This window comes from uncultured Subdoligranulum sp., assembly GCF_937890665.1.
The window spans coordinates 1-13,071 of record NZ_CALADU010000117.1 but is presented as its reverse complement, the minus strand read 5'-3'; the positions used below and the strand labels follow the sequence as shown (position 1 = coordinate 13,071).

17 protein-coding genes are annotated in these 13,071 nt (G+C 60.3%); 15 read left to right on the top strand and 2 right to left on the bottom strand.

Features of this window, described 5'->3' with window-relative positions; translation table 11 throughout:
* The first annotated feature begins 239 nt into the window (after window positions 1-239).
* Complete coding sequence (locus Q0526_RS07185; RefSeq protein ID WP_298732041.1) at window positions 240-686, top strand: MarR family transcriptional regulator; 447 nt, start codon at window positions 240-242, stop codon at window positions 684-686.
* Between the two features lie 17 nt (window positions 687-703).
* Window positions 704-2,032 carry an MATE family efflux transporter gene (locus tag Q0526_RS07180; RefSeq protein ID WP_298732039.1) on the top strand — a complete coding sequence of 443 codons (1,329 nt, stop codon included), beginning with the start codon at window positions 704-706 and terminating at the stop codon, window positions 2,030-2,032.
* 309 nt (window positions 2,033-2,341) lie between these two features.
* Here the strand turns inward: Q0526_RS07180 and bilQ are convergent, their stop codons facing one another.
* A complete protein-coding gene (gene bilQ / locus Q0526_RS07175; RefSeq protein ID WP_298732037.1) occupies window positions 2,342-2,767 on the bottom strand; it encodes a bilirubin utilization transcriptional regulator BilQ in 426 nt (141 codons plus the stop codon).
* Between the two features lie 151 nt (window positions 2,768-2,918).
* Here bilQ and Q0526_RS07170 point away from each other — a divergent pair, with 151 nt between their 5' ends.
* From Q0526_RS07170 to Q0526_RS07145, 6 genes are all read left to right on the top strand, one after another.
* Window positions 2,919-3,593, top strand: coding sequence for a response regulator transcription factor (locus Q0526_RS07170; RefSeq protein WP_298732035.1), 675 nt, complete (start codon window positions 2,919-2,921; stop codon window positions 3,591-3,593).
* Complete coding sequence (locus tag Q0526_RS07165) at window positions 3,590-4,954, top strand: HAMP domain-containing sensor histidine kinase (RefSeq protein ID WP_298732033.1); 1,365 nt, start codon at window positions 3,590-3,592, stop codon at window positions 4,952-4,954. Before Q0526_RS07170 ends, Q0526_RS07165 begins: the two co-directional genes overlap by 4 nt.
* A 76-nt stretch (window positions 4,955-5,030) precedes the next feature.
* The gene (locus Q0526_RS07160; RefSeq protein ID WP_298732031.1) at window positions 5,031-5,744 is read left to right on the top strand and encodes a PepSY domain-containing protein; all 714 of its coding nucleotides are present in this window, start codon (window positions 5,031-5,033) and stop codon (window positions 5,742-5,744) included.
* Window positions 5,745-5,930: 186 nt separating this feature from the next.
* Window positions 5,931-6,215, top strand: a complete 285-nt coding sequence (locus tag Q0526_RS07155; RefSeq protein ID WP_298732029.1) for a hypothetical protein — start codon at window positions 5,931-5,933, stop codon at window positions 6,213-6,215.
* Between the two features lie 18 nt (window positions 6,216-6,233).
* On the top strand, window positions 6,234-6,713 hold the full coding sequence (locus Q0526_RS07150; RefSeq protein ID WP_298732027.1) for a sigma-70 family RNA polymerase sigma factor: 480 nt from the start codon (window positions 6,234-6,236) through the stop codon (window positions 6,711-6,713).
* Window positions 6,706-7,479, top strand: a complete 774-nt coding sequence (locus Q0526_RS07145; RefSeq protein ID WP_298732025.1) for a hypothetical protein — start codon at window positions 6,706-6,708, stop codon at window positions 7,477-7,479. Before Q0526_RS07150 ends, Q0526_RS07145 begins: the two co-directional genes overlap by 8 nt.
* A gap of 11 nt (window positions 7,480-7,490) precedes the next feature.
* Here Q0526_RS07145 and bsh read toward each other — a convergent pair whose 3' ends face one another.
* The gene (gene bsh, locus Q0526_RS07140) at window positions 7,491-8,465 is read right to left on the bottom strand and encodes a choloylglycine hydrolase (protein WP_298732024.1); all 975 of its coding nucleotides are present in this window, start codon (window positions 8,463-8,465) and stop codon (window positions 7,491-7,493) included.
* 153 nt (window positions 8,466-8,618) lie between these two features.
* Between bsh and Q0526_RS07135 the strand changes: the two genes are divergently transcribed.
* The 7 genes from Q0526_RS07135 to Q0526_RS07105 all read left to right on the top strand — a co-directional run bounded on the left by Q0526_RS07135 (window position 8,619) and on the right by Q0526_RS07105 (window position 13,032).
* On the top strand, window positions 8,619-8,930 hold the full coding sequence (locus tag Q0526_RS07135) for a metalloregulator ArsR/SmtB family transcription factor (RefSeq protein ID WP_298732022.1): 312 nt from the start codon (window positions 8,619-8,621) through the stop codon (window positions 8,928-8,930).
* Window positions 8,931-9,008: 78 nt separating this feature from the next.
* Window positions 9,009-10,010: a permease gene (locus tag Q0526_RS07130; RefSeq protein WP_298732020.1), complete on the top strand. Its 1,002-nt coding sequence runs from the start codon at window positions 9,009-9,011 to the stop codon at window positions 10,008-10,010.
* 20 nt (window positions 10,011-10,030) lie between these two features.
* The gene (locus Q0526_RS07125) at window positions 10,031-10,327 is read left to right on the top strand and encodes a thioredoxin family protein (protein WP_298732018.1); all 297 of its coding nucleotides are present in this window, start codon (window positions 10,031-10,033) and stop codon (window positions 10,325-10,327) included.
* The gene (locus Q0526_RS07120) at window positions 10,324-10,731 is read left to right on the top strand and encodes an arsenate reductase ArsC (RefSeq protein WP_298732016.1); all 408 of its coding nucleotides are present in this window, start codon (window positions 10,324-10,326) and stop codon (window positions 10,729-10,731) included. Before Q0526_RS07125 ends, Q0526_RS07120 begins: the two co-directional genes overlap by 4 nt.
* Before the next feature lie 170 nt (window positions 10,732-10,901).
* Window positions 10,902-12,047 (top strand): MFS transporter, encoded by a 1,146-nt coding sequence (locus Q0526_RS07115; RefSeq protein ID WP_298732014.1) that lies wholly within the window; start codon window positions 10,902-10,904, stop codon window positions 12,045-12,047.
* A 115-nt stretch (window positions 12,048-12,162) separates the two neighbouring features.
* Window positions 12,163-12,540 (top strand): BlaI/MecI/CopY family transcriptional regulator, encoded by a 378-nt coding sequence (locus Q0526_RS07110; RefSeq protein ID WP_298732012.1) that lies wholly within the window; start codon window positions 12,163-12,165, stop codon window positions 12,538-12,540.
* A gap of 3 nt (window positions 12,541-12,543) precedes the next feature.
* Window positions 12,544-13,032, top strand: coding sequence for a hypothetical protein (locus tag Q0526_RS07105; RefSeq protein ID WP_298732010.1), 489 nt, complete (start codon window positions 12,544-12,546; stop codon window positions 13,030-13,032).
* The last annotated feature ends 39 nt before the right edge of the window (window positions 13,033-13,071 follow it).

Genomic DNA, 13,071 nt, shown 5'->3' with positions numbered 1-13,071 from the left:
CGCTGCGCCCCGGTATGGCCGACCTGCTGCGCGCCGCGGCAGACGGCGAAGCAGAAGCGGCACTTTGCCAGAGGAAGCGTGAGGCCTCCAGCCCACCTCATGGGGGATAGCAGAAGGAGAAGGCCGGGGGCTTTTACCAATTTTCTGCCGTATGGGGCAGGAAGAGGATAGGAACCCTTGACACTGGTACGAAATCGTACTATACTAACTGGTACGATTTCGTACCAAGGAGGCACCCTATGGAGTTTACCCGCAAAGCGTTGAACCGCTTCAACTACCTGTTTGGTGAAACCGAGGCGGTTTACCATGAACTTTCCCAAAAATTGGGTCTGTCGGACAGTGCCACCAAAATTTTGTATACCCTGTGCGATAACGGCTCGTCCTGCTTGCTGCAGGAGGTTTGCCTTCGCAGCGGGCTGAGCAAGCAGACCGCCAACTCGGCGCTGCACAAGCTGGAAGAAGCCGGTCTGGTCTGCCGGGAATCTGCGGGGCCTCGGGCCAAGCGGCTCTGCCTGACCGCGGCAGGGCAAGCGCTGGCAGACCGGACGGTGGCACGGATCATCCAGATGGAAAATGAAGTCTTTGCGGGGTGGTCCCCGCAGGAAGTGGAAACCTATCTGGCCTTGACCGAGCGGTTTCTGCAAGACTTGAAAGCACGCGCTGCGGCGCTGGACATGACGCCCTGATCTGCCCGGAGGATTCCATGAAAATTCAACTATCCGATCATTTTAGCTATACCAAGCTCTTGCGTTTTACCCTGCCTTCCATCGTGATGCTGGTCTTTTCCTCCATTTACGGTGTGGTGGACGGGTTCTTTGTTTCCAACTTTGTGGGGAAAACAGCCTTCACGGCGGTGAACTTTATCATTCCCTTTTTGATGATCTTGGGAGCGGCCGGTTTCATGTTTGGCACCGGCGGCGGTGCGCTTATCGCCAAGACCATGGGGGAGGGGGACACGCTCCGGGCCAACCGGCTCTTTTCGCTGATCGTTTACGCTTCGCTGGGCTGCGGTGTGGTGTTGGCGCTGCTGGGAGCCGTGTTACTGCGGCCGCTGGCGGTGGCATTGGGGGCAGAAGGCACCATGTTGCAGGACTGCTTGCAGTATGGCACCATTCTGCTGCCGGCCATTCCGGCCTATGTGCTGCAATATGAATTTCAGTGCCTTTTTGTTACTGCCGAAAAACCCACGCTGGGGTTGATGGTAACGGTGGCGGCCGGACTGACCAACATGGTGTTGGATGCCCTGCTGGTGGCGGTCCTGCCGCTGGGACTGGCGGGGGCGGCGGCTGCCACCGCCCTGAGCCAGTGTGTAGGCGGTGTGCTGCCGCTGATCTACTTCGCCCGGCCCAATAGCAGCCGCCTGCAGTTGGGGGCCACCCGGTGGGACAGCCGGGCGTTGGGCAAGACCTGTACCAACGGTTCGTCGGAGCTGATGAGCAACATCTCCATGTCGCTGGTCAGCATGCTGTACAATGCCCAGTTGCTGCGCTACGCTGGGGAGGACGGCATTGCGGCTTACGGTGTGCTGATGTATGTGAGTATGATTTTTCAGGCGATGTTCATCGGCTATTCGGTGGGAACAGCGCCGGTGGTCAGCTACCATTATGGCGCCGGCAACCGCGCCGAACTGCGCAGCCTGCTGCGGAAAAGCGGCGTGGTGATCGCCTCCTTTGCGGTGGCGATGTTTGCGGCGGCTCGGGTACTGGCAGGGCCGCTGTCCCGCCTGTTTGTGGGGTACGACGCGGCCTTGCTGGCCTTGACCGAACACGCCTTCTCCATTTTTTCCTGCTGTTTCCTTTTCTCCGGTTTTGCCATCTTCGGTTCTTCTTTCTTCACCGCCCTCAACAATGGGCTGGTGTCGGCGGCCATCTCCTTTTTGCGTACACTGGTGTTTCAAGTACTCTGCGTGCTGGTCTTCCCGCTGTTCTGGCAGGTGGACGGCATCTGGGCTTCGCTGGTAGCGGCGGAGGCTATGGCGGTGGTGGTGACGCTGGTATTTTTGCGGACCCAACAGTCCCGGTACCACTATTAATTCCATACAAAATCCCCGCCGCTTGCAGAAAGCGACGGGGGATTTTGTTGCAGGCGGTACCGCACGCTGGACTGCCTGCTCTATATGATGGCACAAAGCCTTGTGGGTTGTCTGGCCTTGACCGGGCTGTTGCCCTCGCATGGTCTAAGGCGCAGTGGTTAAAATGGCGGGTACCACCCGCCTTAGTTCGGTTGACGCTTCTTAGTATATCGGCCAGTTGTGTGTAAGGCATAAAAGCATTTTGAACAAACCCAAAACAACTTTTAAAAAAACTATGACGCCCCGTACCAACCGGTACGGGGCGTTGCGTTACGATTCTGCGGCATCGGGCAGCGGATTGCGGCCCAGCGCTTTGTAGAGCAGCGCCATCAGTTGGCGGCGCTCGTCGGGGGTCAGGTTGGTCAATGCTTGTTCATCCCAGTCAAAAAAGACCTGGTGACTGGCGGCAAAGGCCTGCTGGCCCTTTTCACTCAGGTGCAGGCGATAGGCCCGCCCCTCCTTTTCTCGCAGCAGAAAGCCGCTCTCCACCAGTTTCAGCACGGTGCGTTGGCTGTGCCCCCAGTCCAGATGCAGTGCGGCGGTAAGTTCGCTTTGGGTACAGCCGGGATGCTTGCCCACATAGACCACAAAAAACAAGGTGCCGAAACTCAGCCCCCACTGCCCCAGCCGGGCCGAGGTGTAGTGGGTAAACCGTCGGTACAGCACCGTACAAGCGTAGGAAAAGGTGCGCAGCATAAAGCTAACTCCTTTCAATTTTCGGCAACAGTATACCATTTTTTACTTGCTTGGGTCAAGTAAGTGCTGCGGAAAAAATCCGGCGGTTCTCATCGTCTTTTCATTTTTTTATGGTATCATAGAAGAAAACCATGGGAAAGGGGACGGTTATATGCGGATTCTCGTTGTGGAGGATCAACCCGAGATGAACGCCTTGCTGGTCAAACAGTTGAAGGCGGCCCAATATAGCGTGGATAGCTGCCTGACCGGCACCGATGCGTTGGATTATCTGGCTGGGGGCGAATATGACGCCGTGGTGCTGGACATCATGCTGCCGGGGGTGGACGGGCTGGAGGTTTTACGCCGCCGCCGCGCCGCCGGAGACAAGACCCCGGTGTTGCTGCTGACTGCCCGGGACGGCATAGAGGACCGGGTCCGCGGATTGGACAGCGGCGCCGATGACTATTTGGTGAAGCCCTTTGCCCTGCAGGAACTGTTGGCGCGGCTGCGGGTGCTGATCCGCCGCCGGGCCGATCAAGTCAGCGACGTCATTACGGTGGGGGACTTGCAGGTAGATTGCATCGCCCACACGGCAGCCCGGGGCGGGCAAGCCATTCCGCTGTCCGCCAAGGAGTTTGCGGTACTGGAATATCTGGCCCGCAACGCGGGGGTGGTGCTCTCGCGGGAGCGGATCAGCCACGGCGTCTGGAACTACGACTATGAGGGTGGCTCCAACGTGGTGGATGTCTACATCCGTTATCTGCGCAAAAAGATCGACGAGGGGCGGGAACCCAAACTCATCCACACCGTGCGCGGTGTGGGCTATGTCTTGCGGGAGGAAGTATGAAGCGTTTGTCCATTACGCTGCGGGTCACACTGCTCTACACCCTGTTTATGGTATTGCTGACAGGACTTTCGCTGGGTTTTCTTTTCCATGCGGGGGGGCAGTCAGCCCGGCAGAACAAGCTGAACCGGATGCAGAGTATGGTGGAGGACAGCCGCAAGGAACTGGAAGGCAAGGACGGCGAGCTGGAAATCGACCGGGATCTGGAGGCTTTTGATGACGGGGTGTATCTGTCGCTGTATGACACGGCGGGGGTACCCCTCTACGGCTTTGTGCCCCGGGACTTTGACAATTCCGTGGTCTTTGCCGATGGCGAACTGCGCACGGTGGAAAGCGATGGCCGCCAATGGTATCTTTATGATACCCAAATCACGGTGGAGGACTACGGCCCGGTATGGGTGCGCAGCGTGACCGCCGCGGACGAGGTGGATTCCGCCATCGGGGAGCTTTTGCACAGCGCCTTGTTGGTGCTGCCGGTCTTTGTGGTATTGGCTGCGATTTGTGGGTACTTGGTCACCCGGCGGGCTTTTGCGCCGGTACGGCGGATCACCCAGACCGCCCGAGAAATCGGGGAAGGCGGGGATTTGTCCCGGCGTATCGGTCTGACGGGCCGCAAGGACGAAGTCTATACGCTGGCAGCCGAATTTGACGCCATGTTTGCCCGGCTGCAAAGCGCCTTTGACCGGGAACAGCAGTTTACCAACGATGCCTCCCACGAACTGCGTACCCCCACGGCGGTGATCTTGTCCCAGAGCGAGTACGCCCTGACCCAAACCGATGTACAGGGGGAGGCCCGCACGGCACTGGAGAGCATTCACGCGCAGGCGGGGCGGATGGCCGCGCTGCTGTCCCAGTTGTTGCTGCTGGCCCGGGCCGACAAGGGCCGCCAGCCCCTGCAGTGGGAAACGGTGGACCTGAGCGAACTGACCCAGATGGTGGCCGACACCGAAGCCGAGCAGGCTGCCGCCCAACAGATTGCGGTGGAAACTGCCTTGGAACCCGACGTGACGGTACAGGGAGATGAAACGCTGCTCATGCGGCTGCTCATCAATCTGACCGAAAATGCCATCCACTATGGCCGCCCCGGCGGCAAGGTACGGCTGACGCTCCGCCGGCAAGGAAACATGGCGGTAGGTACTGTGGAAGATGACGGCATCGGCATTGCGCCGGAAGATCAGGACAAGATCTGGCAGCGCTTTTGGCAGGCGGACCCGGCCCGCAGCAACGGCGGGGCAGGGTTGGGGCTGGCCATGGTGCGTTGGATCGCCGAGGCCCATGGCGGCCGCGTGGCGGTGGAAAGCACCCCCGGGGAGGGCAGCACCTTTACCTTTGTACTCCCTTGCCAAAAAAATGAGAAGGTTTAATGTGGCTTTAATCTGACGGCGGTATACTAAAGGCACAACAAGAGAAAACCAACCTGTACACAAGGAGGAAATACAAATGAAAAAGCGTACTGTTTCGTTGTTTGCCACTGCCGCGCTGGCTGCGCTGCTTCTCACCGGTTGTGCCGAAGCTGCGGCCTTCCAAGGCCAGAGTCGCACCACTGCCCCCCTGACGGGGGAGAGCACCACCCCGGAGGATGCCGTGGACGTTTCGTCCCAGAGCGGTGCCGCGGCCCCCATCGCCGCACCTGCCGGTGACACCACCGCCGGTATCGCGGGCAGCGCCGACCCCAACAGCGGCTATATCACCGAGGAGGCCGCTAAGACCGCTGCGCTGAACCACGCCGGTCTGGCCGAAGCGGACCTGCAGGCTGTGCGGGTCAAGCTGGACTATGACGATGGCCGGGCGGTATACGATGTGGAGTTTGTCCGGCAGGCCGATACCGGAATCGAGGAATATGACTACGAGATCGACGCGGTGAGCGGCGAGATTCTGGGGTATGACTACGACGCCGAAAACTACAACGGCACGCAGGCCGTCAGCGGCAGCACCACCGGTACCGCCGTCACGGCAGAACAGGCCAAGCAGATCGCGCTGCAGCATGCCGGCGTGGCGGAGAGCGATACCCGCGCCATGGAGCTGGAAACCGACCGCGACAACGGCCGCACGGTATATGAGTTCTCTTGGAAGGTGGGCTTTACCGAATACGACTACGAGATCGACGCCGACACCGGTGAGATCCTCAGCTTTTCGCAGGAGCAGGACGACTGAAAAAACACTGCTCAAAAAGCGGACACCCATGGGGTGCCCGCTTTTTTGTCTGCCGTTGACAGAGTCTACCCCGCAGGGTAAGATAAAAACGAAAAAGTGGCGGTATACGATGAATGGATTCGCCATGCCGGTTCGTATTCCCAGTGAAAGGCAAAAAAACACACCCTTCACAAGGAGGAACCAGCGATGAAGAAAATAGGGATTCTCGTAACGGCAACACTCTTGGCCTGTACGGTGGGCGCTACCGGCGTATGGGCGGCAGGTCCTGCCCGGAACGGTCTGCGGCAGACCGCGGCTGCGGCCGGGTGTCACTTTACCGATGAAAACGGCGATGGCCTTTGCGACAACCATGCCGACGGCCTCTGCCGCTATGATGCCGACGGGGACGGTGTCTGCGATAACCGGGTGGCAGAGGGCTGTCAGGGCGGCGGCTATGGCTGCCGTACCCGTGCCGGAGCCTGCCGAAACTAAACGCGATGGGGGATTGCGATGCGCAGCGAGCAAGAGGTCAACCGTGCGGTGGAACAATATGCCGACACCGTGCGGCGCATCTGTCTGGTGCATCTGAAAAATTATGCCGACACCGAGGACATCTTCCAGACGGTGTTTGTCAAATATTTGCTGCACACCGCGCCCTTTGCCTCGCCGGAACATGAGCGGGCATGGATTATTCGGGTGACGATCAACGCCTGTAAGGATCTTTTGCGCAGCGTGTTTCGCCGCCGCACAGTCCCGTTGGAGGAAGCCGCCGAGCTGCCTGCCCCGGCGGAAGAACACCGTGCGGTGCTGCAGGCCGTGCAGGCACTGCCCGGCGCCTACCGGGACGTGGTCTACCTGCACTACTACGAAGGGTATTCCGCGCCGGAAATTGCCAAGATTCTGGGCAAGAATGTGAACACCGTCTACACACGGCTGACCCGCGCCAGGGGGCTGCTGCGTCAGACGCTGGGAGGTGACGACGATGCGTGAGGAACTGCGTGCTGCTTTGGACAGCGTCCATGCCGAACCGGAGCTGAAGGTGGCGGCCCGGGCCGCGGTAGCCCGCCGGGCCCGGCAGCAGCGTATCCGCCCGGTGGTGGGGTGGGCCGTGGCTGCGGCTGCCTGTGCCGTGGTGGTGTTGGGCGGGCGGTGGCTCTACTTTACCCCCACTGCCCATATCAGCATCGACGTCAACCCTTCGCTGGAATTGGGGGTCAACCGGTTTGACCGGGTCATCTCGGTACAAGGTTGGAACGACGACGGAACCGCACTGGCCGAAACGCTGGACCTGACCAACCAGACCTACACCGATGCGGTGGAGAGCATTCTGGCCAGCGAGACCATCGAAGCGCTGATGGCCCAGAACGCGGTGGTGGAGATCGGTGTCATCGGGGAGGACGACGCCCACTGCGCCCAGATGTTGGCGGCGGTGGAATCCTGCACTGCCGGGCAGCAGAATGCCCACTGCTATCAGGCGTCCCCCCACGAGGTGGCACAAGCCCATGACTGTGGATTGTCCTACGGCAAATACCGGGCCTATCAGGCCTTGGCGGCGCTGGACCCCACCGTCACGCCCGAAGCGGTGCAGGGCATGACGATGCGGCAGATTCGGGACCGCATCGCCGCGCTGTCCGGCACGGACGCCGCCTCCGAATCTTCGCAGACGATGGCTGCTACGCCGGAGTCCGCAGCCTGTATGCCCAAAACACAAAAAGAGCCCGGCCACCATGGGGCCGGGCATCATGGGGACGATTGACGTCCCCTTTTTTAGTTGTCCGCTACAAAATGGGGTTTGTCCGCCAGCGGGTAGGCGTGCAGCGCCTGTCCGGTGACTGTCTCCTTGGTCAGCCGCACGGCATGGATGCTGCCGCTGTCGTAGGTCTTGTAGTAATAAACGCCCTCCCGTGTGTCGGCACAGCAGGAGTAGGTGGTTTCGTCATACCGTCCTTCGGGGGTGATCACGCTGCCCCGCACCATCGACACGGCATCCAGCAGGTGGAAGAACTGGGTCACCTGCGCCGGGCGTTCCTCGGGAAAGACCGCGTGCTGGTGCAGGTAGGTGGCCCGCACAAAGCGGGACTGGGGAGAAACATCCCCCGGCAGGCCCACGGCGCCCAGCCCCTGCCCGTAGACCGTCAATTCCAGCCCGGGGGCAAAGGTGTTTTCCGGCGTGCGGGGGGACAGGTTCCGGTAGTTGTTCAAGTTCATGCGCTGGTAGGGGTAGGGCGGGTTGTTGGTCAGCACACCGGCGGCATCGTCGTAGAAGTGCAGGCCGTCCTCCCTAGGCTCCATGATGAAACCGCCGTCCGGTCCGGCAACCTGCCAGTGCAGCGCCGCCAGCGGATACCCCGGCGCAAAGGGAATGGCCACAAGCCGTACGGTCTGCAACAAGGCCCGGGCCTCGGCGGCGGTGGCGCAGCTACCCAGCACCAACGGGATCAGCTCGTAGGGAGCCAGATTCAGCGCTGCCGGGTCCGGTTCCTCAAAATAGTGGGCATTGCCGGGAAAGTACAGCCCCGCCATATACAAGCCGACTTCGTTGGCGGCTTCGGCGTAAAGCGGCATGTTATTTGCCACGGTGGCCATGCCGATCATGGCGTGGTGGTGGGGCAGCGGTTCCCGGTGGTGAAAGACAAAGGGATAATCCCGGGGTGTGGTGACCACCTGCTCCCCAAAATGATATTCCAGATCCAGATTGCGCCCATACAGCGCCCGGTCCCAAAAAGCAATGCTTGTACACATAGCCGAGGCCTCCTTTTTCAAGCCTTTTCTTACAGTATACCCGTTCGCTGCAGGGGAAACAAGGACCGCACAAAAATGTTACAGATCGACTTGACAAAGCGTGGGAGTCGGTGTATAGTATACATCAAGAAAATTTGATGTGAGGTGCCGGGCATGGATTCCTACGAGCAGGATGCCAAGATTTTCAAAGCGCTGTGCGACCCCAAACGGTTGGCCATTTTGGAACAACTGCGCAGCGGTGAAAAGTGCGCCTGCAAATTGCAGGAACCGCTGGCACTGACCCAGTCGGGGCTGTCCTACCATATGAAGATCCTCTGCGAATCGGGACTGGTGCTGGCCCGGCAGGAGGGCAAGTGGACCCATTACCGCCTGAGCGAGGCCGGGCAGGCCCGGGCGGTGCAGCGGCTGCTGGCCCTGACTACCCCGGCTGCCGAGGCGCCTACCTGCGGCTGCTGCGGGCGCTGAACCATTGCCGCCATGGCGCGGCACTTTTTTACAGCGCAAACATCAAAAAAACTTGATATGACAAGGAGGAGTTTCCTCATGGATCTCTGGCTGTTTTTCCAAAATCAAGTGTTGGGCATGCAGTGGCTCAATGGCTTGGTGGGCAAGGTGCTCACCGCCTTCGGGCTGGATACCACCGGCCGGTTGGGCGGCAGTGTGCAGTTTTTTGTGTATGATACCCTGAAAATTTCGGTGCTGCTGCTGGTCTTGATTTTTGCCATCTCGTGGGTGCAAAGCTATTTTCCGCCCCAGCGCAGCCGCCGTATCATGGGGCGGTTCCGGGGGCTGACCGCCAATACGGTGGCGGCTTTGCTGGGCACCGTCACCCCCTTTTGTTCCTGCTCTTCCATCCCCATCTTTATTGGGTTTACCGGGGCGGGGCTGCCCTTGGGCGTCACCTTTTCTTTCTTGATTTCCTCCCCCATGGTGGATCTGGGCAGCTTGGTGCTGCTTACCGGCATTTTTGGTGTCCGGGTGGCTGTGGTCTATGTGGTACTGGGGCTCATCGTAGCCGTGGCAGGCGGTACCCTCATCGAAGCGCTGGGGATGGAATCTCAACTGGAGCCGCTGGCCCACGCGGGCAGCGGCGTGGATCTGGAGGATCCCCAACTCACCACCGCCCAGCGGCTGCAATACGCCCGGGGGCAGGCGGTGGGCACCTACCGCAAGGTACTGCCCTATCTGTTGGTGGGGGTTGGCGTGGGCGCCCTCATCCACAACTGGATCCCCCAATCCTGGGTGGAAACGGTGCTGGGGTCCGGCAATCCCTTCGGCGTGCTGGCGGCGGTGCTGGTGGGCGTGCCGATGTACGCCGACATCTTCGGCACCATTCCGGTGGCCGAAGCCCTGCTGGCCAAAGGGGCGCAGCTCGGCACCGTGCTGTCCTTTATGATGGCGGTCACCACCTTGTCCCTGCCTTCGCTGATTCTGCTGCGCAAGGTGGTCAAACCCAAACTGCTGGCGCTGTTTGTGGGCATCTGCGTGGCAGGCATCGTGGTGGTAGGGTATCTGTTCAACGCCCTGCAATTTGTATTGCTGTAAAATAGAAGGAGGACTTTTCTATGAAACTGTTCGGTAAAAAAGAAGCAAAATCCCAAGAGACCGGCAACGAAGCCGTCAAGGTATTGGGCGGCGGCTGTGCTAGCTGCCACGCACTGGAGGAGGCGGCCAAGGCAGCACTGACCGAGCTGGGCTTGCCCGACGAGGTGGGGCATATCACCGACTTTGCCCAGATCGCGGCTTGCGGGGTCATGCAGACCCCGGCCCTGATGGTGGACGGCAAGGTGGTTTCCAGCGGACGGGTACTGACCAAGGAGGAAGCCAAGGCCCTGATCGAGAAAGCGCGGGCACAGGCATGAGCACCAAACCGAAAGTAGCCTTTATCTGCGTACACAATTCCTGCCGAAGCCAGATCGCCGAAGCGCTGGGACGGCTGTTGGCCGGCGATGTCTTTGAAAGTTACTCCGCCGGTACCGAGACCAAACCGGCCATCAACCCCGACGCAGTGCGGCTGGTGAAAGCCCGGTATGGGGTAGATATGGCTGCCACCCAGTACAGCAAATTGTTGACGGCGCTGCCGCCGGTAGATGTGGTCGTCACGATGGGCTGCAACGTGCAATGCCCCATGCTGCCCTGCACCCGGCGGGAGGATTGGGGTTTGCCCGACCCCACCGGACAGGAGGATGCGGCCTTTGCGTCGGTCATCGACGAGATCGAGCGGCAGATCCTGCGTCTGCGGGAGGAACTGCGCGCAGCCGATTGACGCCGTGCCCTTGGGGTGGTATACTGGACCTATTCTGAAAAACATAAGGGCAGGAATCACTGCAATGCATCGTCCTATCTAAAAGAGTTTGAAATTGCACCGCAGGCGCCGCAATCCGGCGTCTGTTTGCTGTACCATTTCCTACTCTGGCGGAAAGGACGATTTTTTTCATGAAACGCAATATTTATCTTTTGTATGCCATGACCTTTTTGCAGGGCATGGTGTTTTACGGCGCCATCGCCACCTTGTACCGGCAGGCGCAGGGCGTTACGATTTTTGAGATTACCCTGATCGAAAGCATCTCCTATGCGCTGTGCATCGCGCTGGAGGTGCCTTGGGGCATGGTGGCGGACCGCATTGGCTACAAGCGCACCATGATCATCTGCTGCTGGCTGTATTTTCTGTCCAAGATCATCTTCTGGCAAGCGTCGGATTTTGCCGGTTTTCTGGCGGAACGGGTGCTGCTCAGCGTGGTGATCACCGGGTTTTCCGGGGTGGATACCAGCATTCTCTACCTCTGCGCCGGACCGGAACACAGCCAGCGGGTCTTTGGCGTCTACAACAGTCTGGGCATGGCCGGTTTGTTGAGCGCGGCGGCGGTCTATACGCTGTTCGTGGGGGATGATTACCGTCTGGCGGCGCTGCTCACCGTCTTCAGTTACGGGGCGGCGGCACTGCTCTCACTGGGCCTTACCGAGGTGCATCCCGCCCCCGAAAAAGCCGAAGCCCGGGAACCCTTTGCCGTTACGCTGCGGGCGACCTTAGCCGCGCCGGGGCTGCTGGTCTTTCTTATTGCCGTGGGCCTGCTTACCGAGGTACACCAGACCGTGACGGTCTTTCTCAACCAACTGCAATATGAGCGGTGCGGCATGACCAGCACCGCCATTGGCGCTGTGTATATTGCCGCCACCCTGTTGGGATTGTGCGGTGTCTGGTCCGCCGCCCTTACCCGGCGTACCGGTCCCAAGGGGGCGGTGGGGCTGTTCTGTCTGGCCCCGGCGCTGGCCTGTGTGGTGCTGACCGTAACCAACCGGGCGCTGCTTTCGGTGGGCAGCATCTGGCTGTTGCAGGTGTCGAACAGCTTGTTCCAGCCCTTTCAGGTACAACTGCAAAACCGACAGGTGCAGACCCGCAACCGCGCCACGGCGTTGAGCATCCATGCCATGATTGTGGACGTGGTAGCCATCGGCAGCAACCTGCTGTTTGGGGCGCTGGCCCAGTGGGATTTGCGGCTGGCCTTCGTTTTTGGTGCAGTGGCCTGTTTGACCGCGCTGGGCCTGCTGGGGGTCTGGCGGCAGCGCACCCATCTGGTATAAAAAAGTACACAGCAGAGGCAAAAACGCGCCTCTGCTTTTTCTTGACAGAACGGGTCTATTGTGATAGACTAAAAATGCAGAAAAGCCTAGGCTAAATTAGAAAGGAGGGGTTCCCATGTCTGTACAAGAACCGCTGCGTCTGGCCGAGGGGGAGTATCGATTTGCCTGCTTGGTGTGGGACCACGAGCCGCTGCCCAGCGGCCGGTTGGTCACCTTGGCGGCCGACGCCTTGGGATGGAAAAAGAGCACCACCTACACGGTGTTGAAAAAACTGTGTGAGCGGGGGGTGCTGCAGAACAACGGCGGCACGGTCACCAGTGTGGTGGCCAAGCAGGCCGTCCAATGTGCCGAGAGTGCCGCTGTGGTGGACAAGACCTTTGGCGGCAGCCTGCCGCGGTTTGTGGCGGCGTTTTTAAGCGCCAAGCCCATCAGCGAAGCCGAAGCTGCCGAGATCCGCGCGTTGTTGGATGCCGCTCACGATAAGGAGGGGTGATCTATGCGGGATATTGTGCTGCACTTTTTGCTGCTCAGCCTGTGGGGCGGGGCGGCAACGGTGGGGGCGCTGGCTGTCAGTGCGCTGCTGCGGCGGGTCCACACGCCCAGCCGGCTGCTCTGCTGGCTGTGGTTGGCGGTAGGGCTGCGGTTTGCGCTGCCTTGGGGAATCCCCCTCACGCTGCCCCGCCCCCAAAATCAACAACTGGCCCAAGCGGCCGATACCGTGCAGGCCTTGGCCGATGGCCCGGCGCCGGCCGCGCTGTCGGCGGTCCCGGTGCAGACCGTTGCCGCAGCCCCTGCTGCGCCTTGGTATACCCAGCTGACGGTTTGGCATCTGTTGGCCGGGGTGTGGGCGCTGGGGGTAGCCGTGTTGGTGCTGCGGGCGGTAGCAGGCTATGTCCGGCTGCGGCGTACCGTGGCGCTGGCCTGCAAAACGGCAGACGGCTGTTACAGTGGGGCTTGCGTGCCCGCACCCTTTGCTTATGTGTGATAAAGAAGCAATAGAAGTGCAAAAAATTTTGCCGTTCCT